17 protein-coding genes and 3 pseudogenes are annotated in these 23,988 nt (G+C 57.3%); 8 read left to right on the top strand and 12 right to left on the bottom strand.

Annotation, left to right across the window (positions count from 1 at the left end):
• Positions 1-231, bottom strand: a 231-nt coding sequence (locus GA0061101_RS31455) for a transposase (RefSeq protein WP_141694143.1), incomplete at its 3' end; no start/stop codon positions are given.
• Positions 232-987: 756 nt separating this feature from the next.
• On the opposite strand from GA0061101_RS31455, the gene GA0061101_RS39915 reads away from it, so the two are divergent.
• The 4 genes from GA0061101_RS39915 to GA0061101_RS31430 all read left to right on the top strand — a co-directional run bounded on the left by GA0061101_RS39915 (position 988) and on the right by GA0061101_RS31430 (position 4,648).
• On the top strand, positions 988-1,173 hold the full coding sequence (locus tag GA0061101_RS39915; RefSeq protein WP_172831088.1) for a hypothetical protein: 186 nt from the start codon (positions 988-990) through the stop codon (positions 1,171-1,173).
• 418 nt (positions 1,174-1,591) lie between these two features.
• Positions 1,592-2,704, top strand: coding sequence for a pyridoxal phosphate-dependent aminotransferase (locus GA0061101_RS31440; RefSeq protein ID WP_004120061.1), 1,113 nt, complete (start codon positions 1,592-1,594; stop codon positions 2,702-2,704).
• A 212-nt stretch (positions 2,705-2,916) separates the two neighbouring features.
• On the top strand, positions 2,917-3,945 hold the full coding sequence (locus tag GA0061101_RS31435; protein ID WP_004120058.1) for an LLM class flavin-dependent oxidoreductase: 1,029 nt from the start codon (positions 2,917-2,919) through the stop codon (positions 3,943-3,945).
• Positions 3,946-4,237: 292 nt separating this feature from the next.
• Positions 4,238-4,648 (top strand): DUF4168 domain-containing protein, encoded by a 411-nt coding sequence (locus GA0061101_RS31430; RefSeq protein WP_028755370.1) that lies wholly within the window; start codon positions 4,238-4,240, stop codon positions 4,646-4,648.
• A gap of 547 nt (positions 4,649-5,195) precedes the next feature.
• Here GA0061101_RS31430 and GA0061101_RS31425 read toward each other — a convergent pair.
• On the bottom strand, positions 5,196-6,170 hold the full coding sequence (locus GA0061101_RS31425) for a LysR family transcriptional regulator (RefSeq protein WP_004120053.1): 975 nt from the start codon (positions 6,168-6,170) through the stop codon (positions 5,196-5,198).
• A 495-nt stretch (positions 6,171-6,665) separates the two neighbouring features.
• Here GA0061101_RS31425 and GA0061101_RS40440 point away from each other — a divergent pair.
• Positions 6,666-6,879, top strand: a pseudogene (locus tag GA0061101_RS40440) (hypothetical protein).
• A 133-nt stretch (positions 6,880-7,012) separates the two neighbouring features.
• Here the strand turns inward: GA0061101_RS40440 and GA0061101_RS31420 are convergent.
• Positions 7,013-7,681: a sterol desaturase family protein gene (locus tag GA0061101_RS31420; RefSeq protein WP_240535458.1), complete on the bottom strand. Its 669-nt coding sequence runs from the start codon at positions 7,679-7,681 to the stop codon at positions 7,013-7,015.
• A gap of 138 nt (positions 7,682-7,819) precedes the next feature.
• Here GA0061101_RS31420 and GA0061101_RS31415 point away from each other — a divergent pair, with 138 nt between their 5' ends.
• The gene (locus tag GA0061101_RS31415) at positions 7,820-8,857 is read left to right on the top strand and encodes an IS110 family RNA-guided transposase (protein WP_004119987.1); all 1,038 of its coding nucleotides are present in this window, start codon (positions 7,820-7,822) and stop codon (positions 8,855-8,857) included.
• Positions 8,858-9,083: 226 nt separating this feature from the next.
• Here the strand turns inward: GA0061101_RS31415 and GA0061101_RS39030 are convergent, their stop codons facing one another.
• The 9 genes and pseudogenes from GA0061101_RS39030 to GA0061101_RS31365 form a co-directional block, all read right to left on the bottom strand.
• Positions 9,084-9,590 (bottom strand): hypothetical protein, encoded by a 507-nt coding sequence (locus tag GA0061101_RS39030; protein ID WP_141694141.1) that lies wholly within the window; start codon positions 9,588-9,590, stop codon positions 9,084-9,086.
• A gap of 974 nt (positions 9,591-10,564) precedes the next feature.
• Positions 10,565-11,605, bottom strand: a complete 1,041-nt coding sequence (locus tag GA0061101_RS31405; RefSeq protein WP_004120045.1) for a helix-turn-helix transcriptional regulator — start codon at positions 11,603-11,605, stop codon at positions 10,565-10,567.
• 583 nt (positions 11,606-12,188) lie between these two features.
• Entirely contained in the window at positions 12,189-12,593 is a 405-nt protein-coding gene (locus GA0061101_RS31400) for a DoxX family protein (protein ID WP_004120043.1), read from the bottom strand.
• Positions 12,594-12,902: 309 nt separating this feature from the next.
• Entirely contained in the window at positions 12,903-15,092 is a 2,190-nt protein-coding gene (locus GA0061101_RS31395) for a prolyl oligopeptidase family serine peptidase (protein ID WP_004120041.1), read from the bottom strand.
• A gap of 835 nt (positions 15,093-15,927) precedes the next feature.
• A complete protein-coding gene (locus GA0061101_RS31390) occupies positions 15,928-16,788 on the bottom strand; it encodes an alpha/beta fold hydrolase (RefSeq protein ID WP_004120039.1) in 861 nt (286 codons plus the stop codon).
• Positions 16,789-17,105: 317 nt separating this feature from the next.
• Positions 17,106-18,362 (bottom strand): glycosyltransferase, encoded by a 1,257-nt coding sequence (locus GA0061101_RS31385; RefSeq protein ID WP_004120036.1) that lies wholly within the window; start codon positions 18,360-18,362, stop codon positions 17,106-17,108.
• Positions 18,363-18,893: 531 nt separating this feature from the next.
• Positions 18,894-19,004: pseudogene (locus tag GA0061101_RS41180) on the bottom strand (transposase); the annotation flags it as partial.
• Positions 19,005-19,070: 66 nt separating this feature from the next.
• Positions 19,071-19,269: pseudogene (locus GA0061101_RS40435) on the bottom strand (aldehyde dehydrogenase family protein); the annotation flags it as partial.
• A 529-nt stretch (positions 19,270-19,798) separates the two neighbouring features.
• Positions 19,799-20,074, bottom strand: a complete 276-nt coding sequence (locus tag GA0061101_RS31365; RefSeq protein ID WP_004120034.1) for a hypothetical protein — start codon at positions 20,072-20,074, stop codon at positions 19,799-19,801.
• 1,328 nt (positions 20,075-21,402) lie between these two features.
• Here GA0061101_RS31365 and GA0061101_RS31350 point away from each other — a divergent pair.
• Together GA0061101_RS31350 and GA0061101_RS31345 are read left to right on the top strand one after the other, a co-directional pair.
• Complete coding sequence (locus GA0061101_RS31350; protein ID WP_004120030.1) at positions 21,403-22,605, top strand: cytochrome P450; 1,203 nt, start codon at positions 21,403-21,405, stop codon at positions 22,603-22,605.
• 89 nt (positions 22,606-22,694) lie between these two features.
• Positions 22,695-23,987 (top strand): cytochrome P450, encoded by a 1,293-nt coding sequence (locus GA0061101_RS31345; RefSeq protein WP_004120028.1) that lies wholly within the window; start codon positions 22,695-22,697, stop codon positions 23,985-23,987.
• Position 23,988: the final 1 nt, after the last annotated feature.

The following is a 23,988-nucleotide window of genomic DNA, read 5'->3' as shown; positions in this document are numbered from 1 at the left end:
GGTCGAGCAGGGTGGAAAATCCTTCGGCAGCATCCGCCATTGGCAACCAGTTGTGGCGATGTAAAGCAGGGCATTCACCACCTCTCGCAAATCCGTGGTCCGCGGGCGGCCCAAGCGGCGCGGCATTGGCAGGAAAGGCTGAACCAGACCCCATTCCCGATCCGTCATATCGCTTGCGTAGCGTGCCGTTCGCCGGGCATATTGCCGACGGGTGATTTTGGTCCAGGCCATCGTGTTCTCCATCGAATCTCGCAAATCCGAAGGAATCATAACCTGCTGAAATCACCCACCTCTTTTTGAGGCAGCCTCTAAGCATTTGCGGCTACGTCTCTATCCGAAGGAAAGGCGGATCAGGAGCTGCAGCTGGAGGCAACATGCTTCTCGACGCTGGGAGGTTGCTCGCAGCGGCGCTTGCATCAAAATATGTCATTTGCCCGCGAGCCAGGCTCGCATTAAGCCCGCGCTATAGTCCCGCAGCTTCCTCGAACACCCAGTCCCGCCGGTCGGTCTTCTCGCCAATGCCGGCGAGGGTGCCGACAGCACGAGCGGAGCCGGCGATCGCCGCCAAATTCGACGATAACCTAATCCTCCAATGAAAATCGCGAGATAGTGCCCGCATCAGACTCAAGGGAGAGCCTGTACTTCCGATCGCGTTGGAATGACGGCCTGAACATCGCCTGCAGCAAATCGTGCCGAGACGATGATTAGGACATTGCAATGTCGATGCGGCGGTGAGTCGAGGAGCCCGCGAGAGCCATGGCCGGCAGTCTATTGCGCTGCCACGAGCGACGCCGCCGCGGGCACGAACCGACGACACCTGCCCTGGTCGATTTTCACCGCTGTGATGCGAAGCTTGCCGCAACCATCCGACATTTGGATGAGTCCTATTAAATCAATCGATTATCCCGATGGGCCGATCAAGCGTAAATAGGCGGTGAAGTGCTCCACCGACGGTGGGGTCGGCGATGCTAATCAGTGGTGGTTCACATGACGATAAGCCTCCTCGGCAGGGATGTCGACGATGTCCCCATTGATCCCACTGGCGACGGCCGGCTCATCAGTGGCGAAGGTATTGGGCAGATCAGAATACCCAATCCGCCGACGGACGGTATCGATCTCGCTCGCATGGTCGTGTTTGAGGTCTCGATCCAGTCCGTAGCTCTCGGCTTGTAATTTCATGCTCCAGGAGGCCCTCATGAAGATTTCCGTGGTGATCGTCCAAGCGAGCTGCACGTTTCTGCCGGTCTCGACGCGGTCGGTCGCGATTGCGATCCCGTCAGCTGCCTTCGGAGTTTTGCCGAGACTACCACTTTAGGGGATGGGCCGGGTGAGAGCCGCATTCGAAAACGGCGGGGGCAAGCTGGCGGCATTGGCCGCCAAATCACATCGTGAGAGGCGGCTGGTCCAAAGGCGCCGCTCTAATTTCAAAGGCTTGAGCAAATTGCGGTTTTAGAGGGTTAGCGTTGCGTGGCGATCTGCGGACAGGATGATCGTTGCTGCCGTCGTCGAAGCGGAACGAAGATACATGGGCTTCAGCTAGGACTGCCGATCACATGCTAGCGGGTTCGACTAACTGATACGGAGAAAAGATATGTCTGATGCAAAACTGCAAAGTGTGCTTTCGGCTCTTTCGCAGACGGTGAGACAGCTCGACGCTATTCCGGCTAAACAGCCGGGTCCTGAAGCCAATTGCGTTAAGCTGGACACGAATGAGAATCCATTTCCGTTGCCAATGCTGGTGATGCGAAGCGCGATTGCCGCCCTCAAACGGCATTACCTTTATCCGGAGGATGATAATCGCTGCTTGCGGGAAGCGGCCGCCAATGCGTATGGCCTCTCCCGCGATCAGGTGATCGCCGGCAATGGATCGTCTGAACTGCTGGGGCTAATCTACAGGGCTTTCCTTGCTCCGGGTGATAGCGTGGCGATGATGTCGCCAGGTTTTTCGTTCAACCGCAAACTAGCCTTGTTGCAGGGTGCTCAATTTCTCGAAATCGAATGGAGCAAAGCTTATTCGTTGCCGATAGAGCAATTGCTTCTCGGTCCCGCAAAAGAGGCAAAGTTCATCCTGCTGGCCAATCCGAATAACCCGAGCGGAACCTTTGTTCCAATAGCCGAGATCGACAGGCTCGCTGCGCAATCCGACCGTTTGATAGTGTTGGATGAGGCGTATGTCGATTTTGCGCCCGACGATGCTCTACGACTTATCAATCGCCATTCGAACCTGCTGGTCTTAAGAACATTTTCTAAAAGCTACGCCGCCGCCGGTATTCGCATTGGTTTCGGCTTCGGTCATCCTGAACTTATCGGAAGGCTGCGTAACAGCCAAAATCTCTTCAATATGAATCTTATTGCCCACGCGGTCGGCACCAGCATCCTCTCGCACCGCGCCGCCTACGCCGAGAACCACAAACATATCAAAGATGAAAGACACCGAACCACGGCCGCACTCTCTAAACTCGGATTTTCGGTGACCCCGTCTCATGCAAATTTCTTGCTTGCTCGCGCACCACCTGGGCAAAACGGCACGTGGTGGCAAGCATCGTTGAGAAGACGAAAGATACTTGTTGCCGTCTTTCCCGATGACGGCCTGGAAAATCATATTCGCGTAAGCGTCGGTTCAAAAACCCAAATGGATGCATTCCTATCAGCCGCCGCTGACATTTCTAAAAGCCTGAAGATGCAGCCGGTCACGCACGGCTAATCTTTGTTTTTGCCGACACCACAGAAACAGCCAAGTCGATTTGGCCGGGATACCCAGATCTCCGCACCAAATGAGGTCGACACAACCGGTGTCGGCGATTGCACTGACCCTGGTGCCTTTTGATGCCTCGTCGTGGAGAACCACGGCCGGAGCATAGACCGCCTCTTCATCGCTTGAATCGACATCTTTCATCTAACATTGGAGACAATCGAATGGGAAATGCCATTCCTTCTAATCTGACCTTCGGCATCTTCGATCATCTGGACGACAACGGCTGCGACATAGCCCAGCAGTACTCAGATCGCCTGAGGTTAGCCGAGGCGTGCGACGGCCTTGGTTTTTACGCTTATCACCTTGCTGAGCACCACTGTACTCCACATGGGAGAGGGCCATCGCCAAATCTGTTTTTATCGAGCGTCGCGCAGCGTACGCGTTGGATTCGTATCGGGCCACTTGTCATGCTGCTGCCCCTTTATCACCCGCTGCGTGCTTTTGAAGAAATCTGTATGCTGGACCAATTGAGCGGCGGCAGAGTTGAGGTCGGGATTGGACGCGGTTCTCTCCCGATCGAATTAAGTTATTTCGGGATGTGTGCGGACGCGGCACCAGGCTGCTATGCGGAAGCCAGTGAAATTCTTCTTAATGCGATGAGAGGCGGCACGTTGTCCCATAAGGGCCAGCATTTTGAGCTGAGCAACATACCTTTGACACTAAAACCTCATCAAAGCCCGCATCCACCGATGTGGATTGCCACAGGTAGACCCGAATCGGCCCGCTGGGCCGCTGCGAACGGCGCAAACATCGCGTGCCTGGGACCGTCCTCTTCTGTCCGCAAAATTACTGACGCCTTCCGCGCCCATCGAAAAGAGAACACGGGCGAAGATGATCAATCCTCGTTTCGTGGCTTGCTTCGCATGATCGTGATTGGGCGTTCTGACCGCGAAGCCTGGGTGCTCGCAGCGCCGGCTTACGAACACTGGCTCGCCAGCTTTGAATTCCTTTACGAGCTAAATGACCTGCAGACTCCACCAAACCTGCCGCTGACTTTCGACGAGGCGGTTGAGAACGAGTTATGCATCGCAGGGTCGGCGGCGTCGGTGAGACAAACATTACTTAGCCAGGTAGAAGAGGCAGGCGCCAACTATCTTCTGTGTCAACTTGCATTTGGGACCCTGCCGCTGGATGCTTCCCTTTACACAGCAGCCACTATTCAATCCGAATTTATGGCTCGTCTTAACTGATGCGCCATAATTTGGAGCCCCAACAACTTTTCCTGCGCCGTGCTGGCCGTCCAGTTGGATGCTAAACGTCAAGCTCCTCGCCGTCGCATCCGGTTCATATGCTCCTGATGATGGCAAAGTTCTCGGCAGCGCCCCGTTCATGGTATCATGATCGCCTCGCTATCGTCCTATGGCAAGCATTGAAGGCCACATTGTCGCCGAATCCTCGTCGACCGAAGCCGGCTATATCACCGCTTTTGGCTTTACGCTGGGAAAGAAGCCTTGTCCCCCGCACTATATGAGAGGAATTAAAATGATCGATCGTTACATCTCTGCCGCATCGTTGACCGCTGCAGTTTTGGGCTTGATGTTTCTCAGCAATCCTGCAGCGGCGCAAGAGACGCAACCCGCCCAAGGGCAACCAGATGGCAATGGTGCGGCTGCGGCCATCAGTGACCAGAAGATCGAAGCTTTTGCCGTCGCCTATCTCCAGGTGGACAAGATTAGGCAGGAGTACGCGGCCAAGATCAAGGCGGCGCCGGATGAGACAGCGAAGCAAGAGCTACGGAGCGAGGCAAGAAAACAGATGATACAGGCCGTTCAGACCTCTCCCAATATTTCAGTGGACGAATACAACGAAATTCTGGCCGCTGCACAGAAGGATCCTGTTCTCGTGAAGAAACTTGACGACAAACTGCAGAAATCCGCGCCCGCAAAGCAGTGAGCAACCCCACGATCACCGATCAATTTGATCACCCGCCATCGCCGCGCCGAGTCCTACAATCTTGGCACGGCGTTGACCGGGGGTTCTTCATGACCATGTCCGCGACATTGATCCAACTGGGCAGTGAGCACGTCGACAAGATACCCTGCGGCAATTGTCCGGCAGCCCAGCAGTCACATACGAGCGATGGACGCAATCATCTACTCTTCGGCGGGGCGCGTGCATTATCCGGATCTGCCGATGGCTCAAAGTGCCACTTTCCAACAAGATCACCCAAGTGGCCCTCACGGCGTAGTCGCATCTCCGACATCGTTGAGCGGCAGACAGACCGGCAAAACGTGAGGTCATGGATGAGCGATGTTCGCGATCGGCTACCCTAAACTAGCGTCCCCGGTGTTAAGCTAATCCCACTATCGTCAAAGCGGTCGGCGAGCGGGCGCGGGAACGTATAAGCTTGCCGGCAGCATTAACGCGCGGCGTATAGCGCGGCGCCCGAAACGGCGCTATGGCAGCCATATAATAGTCATGGCCCGATGAAGTTTTCGGATCACATGTGCGCAGGACAACATTCGTGCTGGTTTGAGTTGCTGAGCGGCGCGGTCGTGGCAATCGGCGAAACCATGCGGGACGCCTCCTCAAACAGCATTTCGCGCATCCAGACGCTTCCCGGATCACTATTGTGAAGTTCATGCCATTGAACGGCTTCGGTGAACGGAAGGTGTCGTGGCAGCGGAAGCTCGACGATGCGCAGCGGCATTGTTCTTGCGAAGTGCTGCGCCAGCCGTAAGGGCATGGTTCCTATGCGCTCATTGCCCGAAACCATGGACGGAATCATACTGAAGCCATGTACGACGACGTCGATCCGTCTCTCGCGACCGTGCTCGAGGAGGCACGAATCCTCGAGTCCCGGCCTCCGCGTATAGAATTTGGCCACAACGTGCCCCATCGACATGTATCTCTCGAACGTAAACGGCTCTTCCAGTTGCTTGTTCGAGGTGCAGCCTACGCACACGTGGACATCATCGAACAGTCTCGCTTGGGGATGGGCGTTTGATAAGAATATTTCCGGCAGAATGAAAAAATCAACGTCGCCGCGCCGAAGAAGGTCTTCATTATCATCGCCGGGGGGAAGAAATTCGAAGCTGACGCCGGGAGCTTCTCGCGCGACACGCTCCGCAATCCTTTCGAAAAACACGAGTGTAACGTAATCGGAAAGCACAATTTTGAAGCGGCGATCCGACCTAGCCGGGTCAAACGGCTCCCTCGAAATAATGGAGAGCTGAATCTGCAGCAGAGCCTCGCGCACCGCCGGCGCGATACCTTCAGCCCGCCGGGTGGGGATAAATTCGCGGCCGGCCATCGTAAACAGCTCATCTTGGAAATAGGTGCGCAACCGTGCGACCGCCGCGCTCATGGCTGGCTGGCTCAGGTTGATACTGCGCGCCGCCGCCGTCAGATTGCGTTCGCTCATCAGGGCGTCGAGCGCGACTAGGAGATTTAGGTCAAGCCCATTGAACCGCATAACTTATCTATCCACAGCGTGTATGTACGCCCTACAAACCTATCAGTACTCCTCATTAGTAATACAAATTGACGTTTTCACAGCGCAAAGACGCTCTGTGAAAACTTTCTTCGCAAATCGCATAGTGGGCGGAAAATTGAATATCGCGCAGTCCGACAGCGGGCCCATTTGGTGGGAAAGAAAGAGCGATCCGCACAGCATCCTGGTGAACTTCAGCGAGTGAACGGCAGGCCTTTTGTCATCGCTATATCGGTAGTCGATCTGTTCGGAGGGCAATCCCCTTCGGCGCCCGGAAAGACCTTTCCATGCGTAACAATGGTTTCACGTCCTCTGCGAATTTCTATTGGCGTGATATTTGCCAGAGATCAATTCGGTTCATCCCAGCGGTCGAGCGCCTTCTGACCCGGATCCCGATTGAGCGGGAGTTTATGATGCGGCGAAGAGGCTCAATACTAATTTGAAGGAACGTTTCAAAACACGCAGACGGCACTTGCCGTGCTCTGGATTGTTGCCGCGCGGCTATTCACTGAACATGGCACTGTGAAACTATTTGGCTTCCCCTCAGGCGGCGAGGCACCGGCAGGACAGTTGGTTTTCGCCAATGCTGCCCGCAGGCGGCGGCGATGGCTTAATCCTGTTTTGCTTCGTCGTCCTGTATCTGGTCTTGGCCGGGCCGGGGAGCTTTGATGCTAAGATGAAACGGATCTGAGCCGACCCTCGTGCTCAACTTGCCGGATAGGATCATCACCAAACGGTGGGCCGCAGCCTTGCAGATCTTCTCGCTAAGCAGCCTCCTGATCAAGGCCGCCACCAAGTTTAGATCAGACCCAACTCTTTGAACTTCAAGCTGCGGAACTGATATCCGAACGAACAGGTCCATCTCTTTCCGCCGCGTTCAATCCGCCAGCCTCAACTCCCCGCATACCATTTCCGACCTTGGTTCTGATCCAACGTCGCTTATCAAACGGAAACATAAAATAGTCACGTACGGTGAGTGGTTCGGACTGATCTCGGAGACCAACTTGCGGCCACTCGTCCTTTTTCGGCCAATATGCCGTGCGGAAAATCGTGTCCCATACCGTCGTAAAGAACCCATAGTTTCGATGCCGATGATGCGGTTCCATCGAGTGGTGAATGCGGTGGAATTTGTTGTCGCCGATAATGTATCGGAGCGGCCCAAGGTTGACTCGTGTGCTAGAGTGAGAAAGGTGGGCCTGAAAGGTAATTAGGGTCATGGCAACGACGGGCACGACGCCTGATTCGAAGTTAACCAGCGTAAGTGGTAGCGTGACAAACAATGCGTATACAAATGGCTCGGTAAAATGATGATTGCAATTCCAGGCCGTCAGTTCACGAATTGAGTGATGAGTGGCATGCAGGCGCCAAAGGAACGGAACGGCGTGTTGGGCGCGATGCATCCAATAATAGAAGAAGTCACCGGCTATCGCGACGAGCACACCTGAAAGGACGGCGAGCCCCGTGTTGATGAGCGGATTGCTAGAGTGAAGCAAGGCACCAAAATTGACCGTTAGATGGTGTAACGGGCGGATCCCAGCCAGGCGAGTTTGAAGGCTTGGTGGTCGTCCCTCACAATGATGGTGTCGCGGAGTCAGGAGTGGCCTGCTCCATAGCATCACGGAGAGACGACCATGAAGCAGTATGCCGGAATCGATGTCTCGTTGGAATACTCGAGTGTGTGCGTGGTGGATGCGGATGGCCGCATCGTGCGCGAGGCAAAGGTCCACAGTGAACCCGATGCGCTGATCGCCTGGTTTGGCGAGCAGGGCGCGGCGATGGAACGAATTGGTCTTGAGGCTGGCCCCTTGTCGCAATGGCTTTACGCGGAAATGGCGAAGGCGGATCTGGCGGTCGAACTGATCGAGACGCGCCACGTGCGGGCGGCCTTCAAGACGATGCCCGTGAAGACCGACAAGAAGGACGCACGGGGTATTGCGCAGTTAATGCGGCTTGGCTGGTTCAGGCCGGTCCACTGCAAATCTCTTCCGGCCCAGGAGGTGCGAGCGCTGCTGACCGCACGCAAGCTCATCCAGGGAAAACTTCACGACATCGAGATGAGCCTCCGGGGCATTCTGCGCGGTTTCGGCCTCAAGGTAGGGCCGACCACGCGGCGCACCTATGCGGCACGGATCCGCGAGCTGATTGAAGGTCATCCGACCTTGGAGGCGATCACCGTTTCACTGTTGAAGGTGCGCGACGCGCTTATGGACGAATTTGCAGGTTTTGAACGAAAGCTGCGTGTCATGGCCCGTCAGGACGATAATGCACGTCGGCTGATGACGACGCCCGGCGTTGGCGTGCTGGTGGCGCTGACATTCGTGTCGGCTGTTGACGCGCCTGAGCGCTTCCGATCATCACGAGCGGTGGGGCCGCATTTCGGATTGACGCCCAAGAAGTATCAATCGGGCGAAACCGATTATAGCGGCCGCATCTCGAAGATCGGTGATGCGGGCGTACGAACCGCGCTCTACGAGGCGGCCAATGTCATCCTGACGCGCCCCGTGAAGGGTTCGGATCTCAAAAGCTGGGCGCTGGCGGTTGCAAGACGTGCGGGACCCAGAAAGGCGCGTGTTGCGCTGGCCCGTAAGCTGGCGGTGGTGTTGCACCACATGCTCAGGGATAAAACCAACTTCATTCCCCACAAGGCGGCGTCAGCCATGACCGCCTGAGCAGGAAGCGAGACAACAAGACAAGGTTTCGGGCGGGCACCACCATCAGCCCACCGGAGCAAGGTCCCTTCGCCGGGACGATGGAGCGGATAGGCCGATGAACCGCAAGCAGCACTGAGGTGACTGCGCGTCCTTAGATTGGCCAGCCGGTCCTCAGCAGACCCCATAAAGCAGCGACCCCGGCGTCGACTGCGGACAGAAGCAAGCACTCGGCGAGGGATTAAGCTCAAAAGGGATTGACTCGGGACAGCCCGTTACAGAAGCGGTTCACACGGAGAATGTCTGGCAAGCCACGCGATCCCTGCGCGCTTCCCCATGCCGTCAGCAACACTTCGCGAAATGTTCTGCGATGGGTAACGGTAGAGAATGTCAGCCAGCGGATTGGCAGGCGGGCGACAGCAACGCCATAAAGCAAAATCGGACTCAGTCCATATTGCTTAGCGTCCGCGAGCTTAATGGGATCACGCGCAGCCACAATGCCATGCTGAGGGTGGTGGAACAGAAACTTGGCAGTTGAGACGCAAAAGTGATGTTCGCGGTTTGGCTGTTGCGCCTGATTGTCCATGGGTGCTCTCAAAATACTGAAACCAATATAGACCATGGTACAATTTCGGCGCAAAGGTCCAAAGAATTTCCCTGCTTTGAACAGCGCTTGTTTGCAATACCTTGGCAGCACGCCCCGAGCAAAATACACCGGATCGGGGTTGCCGTCGCTTGCGCTGACGCTTTGCATATTGTGCACGCATTCCCGTCTGAACCGAGCGCAGCCGTCTGGCTGCACTGATATTTTTTTACGATCTTTACGGTCGGCGTAGGCTCTGTTTTTTGTTCGGACAGAAGCAAGCACTCGGCGAGGGATTAAGCTCAAAAGGGATTGACTCGGGACAGCCCGTTACAGAAGGAGCGGTTTAATCCCTAACAATTGCAAACCCAGAGCATACAAGTGCCAGATTACAGCACCGCATCCAATGCGAATAACCCAATTCCGCGCGCCGCGAACGTACGAGGCAAAGCTATATCGATAAGCCGGAAAGATCACCTCGAGTACGACGCATGTCGTAGCAAATATCGCAACCAGCGTGAACGATTTCACGAAGAACTGGGCCATCTCCTCTAAATCGAGAACGTACATTAGAATTGCTCCGACGAATTGGAACGACGTAATTGCCGTATGCGATGTCGGCGGCGATTGAAAATCGATTGTTTGGATAAGACCAATTCGTTTCGCAAATGGCTATCGCCAATCCACGAGCCGCCGCAGTAATCGGCAAGCCGCCGGAGTCATGCTTCTTGACTGCTGCCACCCTGGCCGTCGCCTTACAGTAAGGGGATATCGGCCGGCACAAGCGGTTGGCGGGCAGAAACTGCGCCACAGGAGACCACGTCTTTTTGAAAGCGGCGGTATTCCAGTCCTCGTAGGGCACTGGTGCTCTTCAACCTGGCAGGTCTCACTCACTTTCTGTCGGCGGCCTGGTTATTTGACCGCTGGGTGCAGACCCAACCGAGCGTTTATCGAAACAACGTTCGGACACCGGACGTTCGTTTTGTGCCGATACAGTGTGTCCGCAATTCGCGGGTCTGCGGCTTAATTTTTTTATCGCGTACTGACGGGAGTTCCAACGCTGTGGAACCGATGGCAAGAATGACGAAGACAAGGTAGCGGTTGAAATCCAACATGATCGTTTCGCCTTGAAAACAATCGGTCCGTCATTTCCAGCCAATCTTTTTTCGTCCCGGGGCGCTAAAAGAATGCAACCCGCAAGCGCCTCTCCTTGTTTCAGACGGATTTTCTCCATAGTGCGCCCTATAAACTGCGGAAAACCTCCCGAACTGAAAGAACCCCCATTTCAGGCAGATGTCTTTCAAAAGCATGCGGTTCTCTGGATCTAGCAGGTCTTCCCGTGCTGCCCGCAACCGAAGCATTTGTAGATAGGCTGCGGGTGTCATGTCCTTAAAAGCACGAAAACCAGCTTCGAGCGCTCGGGTGGAAACCACCGCTGCGTCTGCCACCATCGGCATTGTAATCGGCTGGTCGATATTGGCCCGCATGAACTCGATCCCGCGTCGAACATGTCTGGGAGCGATCATGCTGGGTTTCTTATCCAGCAGATGCAATAGCCGATGAGGCACCATCCTTATCACCACATCGGCGAGCGCCTGCGAAATATGTGCCATGGCTATAGGAGACTGCAAAAGCGGACCATTAGCGCGCATTCCGTCGATGATTGTTTCGGCGAGATTGCCGATCGTGCGGCCAACTGGCGTTGACAGATCCAGCTCAGGCAGGAGGTCAAGGGAGCCATTGAAAGGCACGTCAAAAGTCTCGCAAATTGTCCGTTGGAATAAGGCCCAATCAAGCACCAACTCATCTATTAGATTGGCTTGCCCGTGCATCACGATGCCGTCAGGCTCGAAATTCCGGTAAAGCAGCAATTTCCCTTGTGCTGCCTCGGCGGTGCGCCGACCGTACGTAACCCCCATGCCACCGCTGCGCGGCACCACGATCGATAGATGCTCCGTTGCACCCGAGCACCATTCCGTGCGGAACTGAAACCCATCCTGATGGGAACCGGTAATCAACACGGCGCCTTCACAAGTCGAAAGATCGATCCCCCAATGGAACTCTTGGGAGCGACTTACGAGTTCAGCGTCGAATGTCCCGAAAACCTCGCTGAGAGTTTCGATCATGCTATCGAACGTTGAGCCGCAATATCGAAAAACGGCATCATCGGCGCTATTTTCCATCATGTGTTCTCCAGGTGCCAGCGACATCGATCTTGTCGGTTCATACAAGATCGTCTCTCGAGTTTCATAGAGCTTGCGACAACCATTTTTTAATTGAACATAGCTTGCCCGGCGCCCGAAACCTCCAGTGACGAGGCGGTTTATTTCCTCTCCACTCTTATCCGAGTGTTGGCAGGCATGACATCTGCCTCAGGATCTTCAGTCGCCTTCGCCTCTTAGGCGTGGACTGAAGGGTTGGCCGATTACGGCGCTCGGAGAGCGGTTGTTTTTGGTTTCGTCTACTAGCATTCGCCCGTGGCGGGTTCCACCTCGACGCCGCTTCTTGTCGACCTAATGTTGTTGTATACCTATGTCGACAGGCAATCGGCATTGTCAACCGCAAAGGTTGACGCTCGCGATCCCCAATAAGTTCGTGGTATATTCTGAATAAAGAAGGAGAGCTTCTCTAGGTCAGTCGTCACTTACTCTTCAGCATGTTTGCTGACCAGATGTCATACGGTGACTTCCCGATACGATCCAAAGCGGGGAATTCAACGATGGTGGTTCCGGACGTACGATTCTTCCCGCTGCAGTCACGAAGCCCCTCTCATATTCGCTTCATCTTTGCGTCAAAGCTCCAAGCCCCGGGCCCTGTAGAGGCCAGATAAAGAAAGATGAAGCAAAACAGGAGCGTACCATCGCCGCCGTTCGGCACGGGAAAGGCGCTCTTGCCTGAGAAATTGGTAGTCCAATAGCCGAGGCCCATCTGCCCGGATAAAAGGAATGCAACCGGTCTGGTCAGGAGGCCAGTCAGCACAGCCAGGCCGCCGAACACCTCCCGAAGGCTAAAAATCAGCATCAGAGTGGATAAATTGGCTTCGTCCCCTGCTCCGCCAACGCCGAACGCGGGGAATCCGGCTAGCTTCATGGCGCCATGTTCAATGAGCAGCAGGGCGGTAACGATTCGGAGCACGGCGAGTGCCGTCTGCGCGTGTTTTGAAGCATCCTCCAAAGCAGTCTCCAGTTTTTCCAGTTGTCTCGTCCTAATTCCGGTCGATCGGCATTCGGATCAGGACGCCGGATCGATAGGAACGAACCTGGGTTGATCAGTTCGCGCAAATACGGTGCCAAGAAATTATCGAGGGACGTAAGGCGATCTTGCGTAAGACCAGATAGGTCTTCTGAGCGCGGAAGAAGCATTGGGGCTTGATACAACCCGATTTTGTCGTGCGTGTCCGCCGCCAAAGAAACGCACGCGGCAACGGTCCGATCCTTTACTCGAACCGGATTGCAAATCCGTTCCAATCGCGAGGATCCATGCTCACTTATTGTCCATGAGTTTTTGAGACATGTAGGTGTATTCGAGCGCGTAGAGGCGCGCGCGTTCCTGCAGGTTGGCGGCAGCGGCGTGGCCGCCCTCGATGTTTTCGTAATAGTAGAAGGGCAGACTCATATCTTCGAACAGGGCGGCCATTTTGCGCGCGTGCGCCGGACCGACGCGGTCATCTTTGGTCGAGGTTTCGAAGAAAGGCTCCGGATAACCCACACCCGCCCTTACGTTATGATATGGCGAGATCGAGCGCAGAAAGGCGCCTTCGACAGGATCGTCCGGATTGCCATATTCGCCCTGCCACGAGGCTCCTGCCGACATGTGGGTGAAGTTGACCATGTCGAGAAGCGGCACCTGGATCACGGCCGCGTTCCATAGATCAGGGCGCTCGGTCAGTTGCACGCCCATCAGCAGGCCGCCGTTCGAACCACCCATGATCCCGAGATGCGGTGCCGAGGTAACCTTCTTCGCGATCAGGTCCTGCGCCACGGCCTGGAAGTCGTCATAGACACGCTGACGATGGGTTTTCAAACCGGCCTCGTGCCATTTTGGTCCGAATTCGCCACCCCCTCGTATATTGGCCAGCGCGTAGGCACCCCCCTTTTCCAACCACAACTTGCCAAGTGTTGCCAAATAGGTGGGACGCATTGAAATTTCAAAACCGCCATAAGCATAGAGGATGGTGGGGTTCGTGCCGTCGAGCTTAATATCTTTGCGCGCCACGAGGAAGTAGGGAACTTTCGTTCCATCCTCCGAGGTCGCCCAGAACTGCTGTACTTGCAGGTCTTCAGCATCGAAGCGTTCCGGGCTCGACTTGAGCTTCTCGACATTGCCGCTTGCAGCATCCGCGTAAAAAAGGGTGGAGGGTTCGAGGAAACCTTCCGAGAAGATGAACAGGTGATCGCTCTCATTGTCGCTCGACGTCACGGACAAAGTCGAATTTTCCGGCAGGGCCAATTTAAAGGACGACCAGCCATTCTTGCCGAAATCAAAGCTGCGTACCTCGCTGCTGACATTCGACTGGATCGACAGCACAAGATGATTTTTCGTCTGGGTAATCCCTTGGACAGACTGGTGGTCGTTCGGCATGAACAGCACAAGTGGTTCAACGTGCGCCGGATCGGCGAGCGCCGCGCGGAGATCGAAAGCGATTAGCGCGCCATTGTGGAAGACGGTGCCATTGGCCGAGGCCCAGTCCGACTTCAAATTGTAGATTGCCTGGCCCTTGTAGTAGCCACTTAAAGCAGCTGTGGTCGGGAATGGCAGAACGACCTTGCGGTTATCGGTGTGACCGTTCGGGTAGAAGGCTAGTTCTGTGTTGAACGAGTCGAGGTCGCGATAGGAGATGTCCATCACATACTTGCCATCAATGTCGCGCATCACGCTGCGGCGAGACGAGACGTCTTTCTTGTCGCCGCGAAAAATCTCGACCGCCTGATCGAGGCTCTGGCCCCGCTTCAGCACCTTGGTGACGTAGCCGTAGCCGGAATCCGTCACTTCGCCCGGCGTCCATTCCCGAGTCACGTAGATGGTGTTCTCGTCCACCCAAGTCGCCGACTGCTTGCCCTCAGGCAGGACGAAGCCTTCCTTAACGAACTGGCCCCTGGCGATGTCGAATTCGCGCACCACATCTGCATCCTTGCCGCCATCAGACAGGCTGAGCAGGCAGAGATTGTCGACGGGCGGCAGGCAGTTCTCGCTTCTGAGCACCCAGGTCTTATCCTCGAGTTTGGACAGCGCCTCGACATCGAGAATGACGCGCCATTGAGGGCTTCCAGACCTGTAGGCTTCCCAGCTCGTCCGCCGCCACAGACCCTGCACGTGCGTGCCGTCCTGCCAAAAGTTGTCGATCGTGCTGCCATGCGCGAAGCCGGGCCGAACAATGCGATCGGTGGCTTGCAAGATCTTCAGAATGTCAGCCTGATATTCGCCATAGCGTGGATCTTTCGACAGTTTGTTGACGGTTGATTGGTTATGCGCCTTCACCCAGACCATCGCCTTTTCGCCGTCAATCTCATTCAGATAGGCGCGAGGGTCGGCGGCGTCGTTGGGAGCGTTGTTAGGGTTGGAATCGATCGGCTTGGCAACAGTGGTCATCGGCGCCTTGGCAGAAGCCGCCATGGTGAATGCCATCGCCAAAACCATAGCCAACACCAATCTATTCAGAAATGTACCGCGCATAATTTACCTCGCCGAAATCCAACGTCCAAGCGGTTGAAACAAACCGCTCCGCCTCTCGTCTCGGCAAGAGCTGTGCCAATCAAGCGCATCTGAACTGACCCTCTGGAATCAAAGGCTTGGGAGCATGAAGGCCTTGTAGGATAAGTCGCACTGCAATGTCGCAACCGCTCCAGGTTTGTCACTTCCATATGGCTCTGAGACGATCCTCGTACTGATTTCCCCACAAGGGCGAAGGCGCGCATAGGTCACCAGGCCTGGTATTGAGTGCACGGGCGGGAAGGTGCGCCTCGCCGAGGCTCTCAGGAGTGCTTGGTCGGCCATCACGTGACGAATGGATTGCCCTGCCCGGTGATGGTGGCGAGCGACCACATATTTGGTCACGGAGCGGAGAGCGACCATTTTCGTCTCGCTAGCCTCCCAAGAAACATGCGTACGATTCACGCCTGCAAGGAGGCGCAAAGGTCAGGCGAATACGCAAATGCGGCCGTGATGGCGATGGTTAGCGGTCAAATGACAAGAAGATGGTGCGGCTGTGGGCGATGCGCGTGCGGCTGTTGTAACCGGCCGTTCGACCCGCGGTATAGAGCGCGTCATCGAAACACAGATCAGGTCTAATGCCCGCTTGGCGAGCAACGAGGCGAAACTTTCATGGCATGACAGGTCGTGCCGGGCAATCCGCACCACGGTTACATTAACGACGATCAAGCGCCGCTTGCCTTGAGAACGCCTTTACACTCCCCGCCAGATTTCATGTCGGTCGCGACAGCGGACCCTACACGAATTCGGCTGGCCTCGGTCGGCATAGCATCGCAAACCAGTCTATTAGGCACATCCGTTACATCCGGGTGGTGGGGCGCGGCCTAAGGCCGACTGCTAAGAAGCGGTCGAGCATCGCATTTACCTGGTCAGCCACCTCGATGGTATTGAAATGGCCAGCCAACAGCGTCTTGGCCAAAACGAGTTGGGAGCAGCGAACCTTTAGCCAGTCGAGATCACATGCAGCGCTCACCAGCGGCACATCGGCAGCGATGTAGGCCATCGGGACCTTGCAACGCGTTGCCGCAGGAGACGCATCATAGTTGAGGATGAAATTGCGCATTGCAGAATACGCCACATGCTGCGGTGTCTTCTCGCACGAGGCGCGGATATAGGTGTTGTGGATGCTCTCGCGCCTGGAAGGGTCGTCGTAGTCGAGGGCCATGGACCACGCGTTTTTTCGCAAAACCTCCCGATAGTTTGAGCTCGAAATTGCATCCAGGAACTGATCAATTTCGGGGCTGTCGCGAAGCGCCCACCGGGGCGTGACAATAGAATCGATCATCACCACACCAGAGGCCAGCTCAGGATGGCGGCCGCACAGCTCGAGTGCGACCGATCCACCCATGCTGTGGCCGATGATCAGCGGTTTCACCAGGTTCCGCTCGCTGCATTGCCACGCTACGTCGTCAGCAAAATCCTCGATCGTGTACTCCTGCTTCGGCGCGTCGCTGTCTCCGTGACCGCGGAGGTTTACCGCCATGACGTGCCGACTTTTAGCAAAATATTCGATCTGCGGCGTGAATATCCTGTGATCGCCGGTCCAGCCGTGAATCAGGACGAGCGGCGGACTTAGGGGCGAAGCCGATATTGCTTCGAAGTGCGCAAGGCACACCCCGGCGCGGTTCATCAGGACGGGGCTCGATTCGGCTACATTCATGGGGTTCGGCTCTTTTTTGGGCTCGCCAGCAAAGGGTAGAGTGTTTGTGTCATAGAGGGGAACGACCCGCGGCACTCAGACCGCGAGAGCAATGGCTTGCCGATTGCAAACTGATCCAGTTGAGAATGCCCGTGGCAAATGGGGCAGCACTTGAACATGATGAACTGTGAGCGGCACCAAGCCGGAGACGAAGATCGACTTGCCCGGTAGGCAAGCATCGAAGGAAAGATATCGGTGCCTAAATACCCATGGAGGAAATGCCTGAGCGCACCGACGATAAAATCGAACAATCCGAATGCACGATCAAGCCGCCCGCATCAGGTCGCCGATCCAACAATGGATTTATTTGCCACCATAGCCTCCAATTCGTCAATGAGACCGGAGGCGGCGATTTCAGCTTTGATGCCATCGCCCAAGCGGCGCGCCGCATCGCGATAGCGCGGCTCCTGTAACAGGCCACTGACGGCATGGGCGATCTCGGCTTCGCTAGCACTCGGGGGTAGTCGAAGACCAGCTCCCTTCGACACAACTCGTGCAGCATTATCCCCCTGGTCGCGCCCGTTGGGGAGCACCAGTTGCGGTAGACCGTTTATCAGCCCCCGGCTGACGGTGCCGTGGCCGCCCTGCGTTATCAAAAGGCAGACTTCCTTCATCACTGTGTCATGCGGAGCGCCGTGCAACAGATGCACGTTCGCGGGGGCGACCAGCTTCCCCGCGTCAACATGAGGTCCGATGGTCGCCACCGCGTGCACGTCCAGCGTACCCAATGCGCAAATGATCCGTTGAACCAAGTCGTCTTGACCCTGAGCGCCGGAGCTGCAGGCGACGAGCACACGAGGTCGATTGGCGTCCACAGGCCAAGGCGCCTTCCAGCTCCTTGACCAATTTGGCTGCTCCAGCAGTGGCCCAACATAACGAACGTTGTCCGGTAGAAGGTCGGCCTCAAAATCGAAGGTCCGGCTGATCGCCAGCAAGTACCGATCGGCACACTCAAATAAATCCACCGTCCTGGCCAAACCGGACAGGCCGAGGCCGGCACGCGCCTCGTTTAGAAGCGAAAGGAATTGGTCCAGGAAGCAAGCCCAATTTTCGTTCGCCGCCGCGATCGCGATCCGCTCTTCTGGCGTCTGCGGCTGCGCCAATCCGCTGGCGGCCGGCGGAATTCCTGGCAAAGGGCGAAGGCTCACATGGGGTGACAACATTGCGATCGGCACGCCAGCGGCTTCGGCGCCCAACACGGCACCAAACAACATATCGATGGCAATGACAGCATCCGTCGGTATGCGGCCGATCTCATCCTGGACGTCGGCTGCGTAGGCTGGCGCCGGGCCGAACACCGCCTTTTGGAACCAGTCCTGCATGTCTGAAAAGCAGGCAGGATCCGCGTCGATCCCCATCGGGGCACGCCGCCAGGAGACGAAGTCGAAACCCGCCGCAGCCACTTCACGCCGCATCTCTGGATCAGCCATAATGCGGGCGCTATGGCCAACCCGTTGCAGTTGTCGAGCTGCAGTCAGCAACGGGCCCAGATTACCCGACGTCCCCCAGGACGCAAGCAGGAAGTTATACAACATGCCTCACCTCAATCGTGTTTGAAGCCAAATTTCGTCGTAATCGGAGGCTGCAATAGGTGATCGATAATTGGTGCGTCGTGTCGAGTTCTGCCGCTGTCACAATCGGAGGCGGGGCGATGCAACACACTCCCCGGAAACTTCCCTCAGCGGGAACTTTCCGGTTAGAAAGATGATGCTCCCTTGCGGCCGTCACACACGTTCTAGCAGGTGCCGTAAACCCGAAAGGACTCCCCGATTGCACACAGCTCAACCTGGTCGGGAGTTGGCACAATCGGCCGGAAAGGTCTAGCTGCTTAGCCGACCTCGACAAAGGTGATATCGTCTTGCGAACTTACGTCCGTCGCACGCATCTGCGGATGGACTTGAAGACTCCCCGGTCGTCTTCAGCTCGCGGGCAGCGAACTCAATGACTTACCCGCTCAGGTTTCGTTCGACTCCATCTGTCCTGCAATTTTTAAGGCGTTCGGGGCGCTGCGTAAAATTGATTGTTTGAATGAATACAATTCGCGGCCGGCATGTCTCTGGCGTTCCTCAAACTCGCTGCTTGGCCCAATCGTCACCGGGCACTTCTGCCCTCTTCGCAAACTGCCGGCGCCAGGTGTAAATCCGCTGCGGCACCAAGTCATGTCGACGAGCAACGTCCGCGACGCTCGCAACGCCTGCCGAAGCGGGCGACGAAGCGGGCCGCGACCTTCAAGTCCGCGGAAGACTCTTGCCTCCGAGCTCGAGCGTCATCAGTTTGATTTGGGTGGATGCGATCGTTTCATGATCGCGCCGCCGGCGGCGGTCGATTCCGTAAATCTCACTTGGCGATGTCGGGATGTAGAGGTATGGAGAACGGCCGCAGTTCCGAAGGTGCAAGGACGATGGCGTTTCCCGCAGCAAGCGCAGAGACCATTTTCCATCCCGGCGGATTCCTTGACTCGCCTTTCCGAAAGCTCGCGAACTCGGATGGCCATTATTTTTCGGGTTGAGCCGCTAACGCTTCCCGCCAGCAATCAATCTCGCCTCCGGGTCCAGACGCAGTCCTCACATGGCGCCGCATCCGATCACTGGGCCGATAGCGAGGGCGAGACTGGGTATTCCGCGCAGCAGTCGAGGATACTGCCGGAAATATCACGTTCCGGCGGTTACTCCATACACCCGACGTTCCTATTCGTCGCCACCGCAAAATCCGGGCCGAAGCGAATCCGTTTGATCCGATGTGGGACCGCTACTTCGCCGCAGGCGTGGTCTGCCCTCGGAAACTACGGATCGGCCTGATGGAACCGCCCACTCTGCCGATAAACAGGAACTGGCGGCTCTGGTCAAACAGGGCCTAGTGGAGGCTTGAGCCGTATGCGGGGAAACTGCGCGTACGGTCTTAGGGAGGAGCGACCCGGCGAGGGGTCGTTCCTAACCCGACAGGACACGCCGCAGCATCGGCGCTTGCCAGATCATTCGGCTGATGGGGCGAGATGAATGATGTCTCCCCGGGACCAGCCTTCGGCAAGGCTCATCAGAAACTCCAGCTCCCGTCTCAGCGCGACGGTGCGACTTACATCCTTTGCATGCTGGTTGTCGGCGCGCACGTGATAAAATTCGCCGACCGCGATTCCCGCCGCTTTTCGCTTGTCCTCAAGCGCGGACTTCAAACCTGCCAGCTCGTCCCTAACAGCGAAGTAGCGCCGCATAACGGCGATCAAACGCAGGTCGTTTTCTGCTTCATCCATATTGGCGTCTTCCAAAATGCTTTGATTAGGAAGAAGCAGATTCGCTCTCTCCTGTCACGCCTCGAACGACAATCGGCAAGGATGATACTTTAGAAATATCTCAACTAGAGAGGATGTAAGATTCATGGCAAAGCGAGAAGAGTTCCATTCATCGCCTTCCGCGACGGCGCAAACAATCCAATTTCCTTCAACTTGAAGGGTGATACCCGGAACTCTGACCCGTGTGTCGGGTCTCCCTTTCTATTTCGTTCGCATGTAGCAGATAGCAACGCGCCCGCTGATAGTCCATTCACCGCATTATTTGAGGGAAGAACCTAACAAAGAAAAAACCGAACGCGCTTGCAGATCGTCCGGCTTTTCCCGCGACTACCTACTTCGACAGGGCAAAGTCGGGTAGCATGTCGCTAGTTGGAGCGTATGCACGATATGGAATATACCAGTCGCATTTCGCGTGCGCGAACTACCAAGGCAGGTAGGTTCCCAAGCTCGGCGACCCGACCCTGCGGCTTCCGCGTCGCATGCCCATCCGACCCGGCGAGATGTCGGAGAGCGGGTTTCATTTTCCTGATCGTTGCCGCCGACATCGGAGTGGTTTCCAGCAAACCACGCCTGTTGCAGGCAATCCGGATGCTTGAAATATCGCGCAAGGACAGCTCCTCACATTCAGCGCACGAACAGGGCTTTGTCGGGCACTTGCTCCGCCGGTTGTCGGCATTGAGACTCAATGTCAGTAACCTGACACTACGCGCCGCTAGGAAGTGCCCGCTGAGCCTGCGATTTCACTTCGGCACGCGATTTGCTCTGTTTGCGGCATCATCACCAATCGCAGTGCGATGGTCTTTGGGACGCACACGGCGCCGCGTCGCTGTTCGCGTCTGATCCGACGGTTCGCTGTGGGAATGACTTGGCGCGTGGTTGTGGACCCCGAGAAAATGCAGGGACGTGTTGGATGCGATCTAGTTTAACTGCCACCGGCGGTGTGGGACTGGTCCGGAGGTCGTGTTGGCGGAGACGTCGCTGGCGGGTAGGGTCGAACCTCATTCACCAAGCTCTACGACTAGGCAATCTATGCCGACTCCGACAGGCTCGACGTCATCTGGCACGACCCGCACCTGTCGCTCGGCGAAGCGTCGGAATTCCGCCTGGGCGCTGCGCCGGCGCGCCTAGAATTATGATGCACCTTCCCCGCGCCGTTCGTGCCGCTGGAGGACCTGGCGCTGACAATCGCGGTGGAGGACATCGCCTCCATGCCGTCTTCCGTCGTTCGCTGCCCGTCGCCTGCCAGTCACCTTCCGCCCTTTCCATCGCTTAGAGAGTGAACTGCCACCATGTCCGAACAACCCTTGCCGACGCTGCCGATGTGGCGCCTCAATCACATCGAGCCCTCGCCCGAGATGCTAACGCTAAGCGCCAACGGTCCGATCCATCGCGTGCGCTTCCCGTCCGGGCACGAAGGCTGGTGGGTGACAGGCTACGACGAGGCCAAGGCGGTGCTCTCCGACACTGCATTCCGGCCCGCGGGGATGCCGCCGGCGGCATTTACCCCGGATTCAGTGATTCTCGGTTCGCCGGGGTGGCTGGTCTCGCACGAGGGGGACGAGCATGCGCGGTTACGCACGATCGTGGGACGGGCCTTCAGCGACCGCAATATGGAGCTGCTCGCGCAGAAGGTCGAGGCGATCGCCGCGCAGTTGTTTGAGACGCTGGCGGCCCAGCCCCAGCCCGCCGACCTGCGGCTCCACCTCTCCTTTCCGCTTCCGGCCATTGTCATTAGCGCGCTGATGGGCGTGCTCTATGAGGATCACGCCTTTTTCGCCGGGCTGTCCGACGAGGTGATGACGCACCAGCATGAAAGCGGCCCGCGCAGCGCGTCGCGCCTGGCCTGGGAAGAGCTGCGCGCCTACATTCGCGGCAAGATGCGGGACAAGCGCGAGGACCCCGGCGACAACCTGCTGACGGATCTGCTCGCGGCGGTCGATCAGGGCAAAGCGACCGAGGAAGAGGCGATCGGCCTGGCGGCGGGCATGCTGGTGGCGGGGCACGAGAGCACCGTCGCGCAGATCGAATTCGGCCTGCTGGCGATGTTCCGTCATCCGCAACAGCGCGAACGCCTGGTCGGCGATCCATCCCTTGTGGACAAGACAGTGGAGGAAATCCTGCGTATGTACCCCCCGGGCGCGGGCTGGGACGGCGTCATGCGCTACCCGAGAACCGACGTGACCATAGCGGGCGTGCGTATTCCCGCGGAGAGCAAGGTGCTGGTCGGCCTGCCGGCGACGGCGTTCGATCCGCGCCATTTCGAGGACCCGGAAATCTTCGACATCGGACGCGAAGGAAAGCCCCACTTGGCGTTCTCCTACGGGCCGCACTATTGCATCGGCGTTGCGCTAGCCAGGCTGGAACTCAAGGCGGTGTTCGGTTCGATCTTTCAGCGCTTTCCCGCGCTGCGCCTCGCCGTGGCGCCCGAAAAACTGAAGTTGCGCAAGGAGATCATCACCGGCGGGTTCGAGGAGTTTCCGGTGTTCTGGTGATGCGTGGAAGCCGCTGGGGATCGTGATCTTCTCCGCATGGCCGGCGCGCCTGGCGCGCCGGCCAGATCAGCAACCAACAGGTAACCAAGATGGACGTGAAAGAAACAACCGCGGTATGCCGGGACGCCTTCGCCGAACTCGCGTCGCCGGCGTGCATCCACGACCCATATCCGTTCATGCGGTGGTTGCGCGAGCACGATCCGGTGCACCGGGCAGCGTCAGGCCTCTTTCTGTTGAGCCGCCACGCCGACATCTACTGGGCACTCAAGGCCACGGGCGATGCGTTTCGGGGACCGGCGCCGGGCGAACTGGCGCGCTATTTCCCGCGTGCGGCAACCAGCCTGTCGCTCAATCTGCTGGCGTCCACTTTAGCGATGAAGGATCCACCGACGCATACGCGTCTGCGCCGGCTGATCTCCCGCGATTTCACGATGCGCGAGATCGACAACCTGCGGCCGAGCATAGTGCACATCGTCGCAGCGCGCCTGGACGGCATGGCGCACGCGCTTGAGCGCGGGGAGGCAGTGGACCTGCATCGCGAATTCGCGCTTGCCTTGCCAATGCTGGTCTTTGCCGAACTGTTCGGCATACCCCAGGAGGACATGTTCGGGCTCGCCGCCAACATCGGCGCCATCCTGGAAGGCCTGAGCCCGCACGCCAGCGATCCCCAGCTCGCCGAGGCGGACGCAGCCAGCGCCAAAGTTAAGGCCTACTTCGGCGACCTCATACAGCGCAGGCGCACCGATCCCCGCCAGGACGTCGTGTCGATGCTGGTCGGCGCACACGGCGATGATGCCGATATGCTGTCGGATGTGGAGTTGATCAGCATGCTATGGGGCATGCTGCTGGGTGGCTTCGCCACCACTGCTGCGACCATTGACCATGCGGTCCTGGCGATGCTGGCGCATCCCGAACAGCGGCACTGGCTGCAGGGAGATGCCAAGGGGGTCGAGGCATTCGTCGAAGAAGTCTTGCGCTGCAACGCACCCGCCATGTTCAGCTCCATTCCGCGAATCGCACAGCGCGACATCGAACTGGGCGGCGTGGTAATCCCGAAGAACGCGGACGTGCGCGTGCTGATCGCCGCCGGCAATCGTGACCCGGACGCCTTTGCCGATCCCGACCGCTTCGACCCCGTACGGTTCTACGGCACCAGTCCTGGCATGTCGATTGACGGGAAGATCATGCTGAGCTTCGGCCACGGCATCCACTTCTGCCTCGGGGCGCAACTGGCCCGGGTGCAATTAGCCGAGAGCCTGCCGCGGATCGAGGCGCGCTTCCCTACGCTCGTACTCGCCGATCAGCCGACCCTGGAGCCATCCGCGTTCCTTAGGACATTCCGCGCCCTGCCCGTGCGGCTGCATGCGCAGGCGGGGCGCTGAG

Source organism: Martinezella lusitana, from assembly GCF_900094565.1.
GTDB lineage: Bacteria > Pseudomonadota > Alphaproteobacteria > Rhizobiales > Rhizobiaceae > Rhizobium > Rhizobium lusitanum.
The sequence above is the reverse complement of the archived record's forward strand: the minus strand, read 5'-3'. Positions and strand labels throughout refer to the sequence as shown.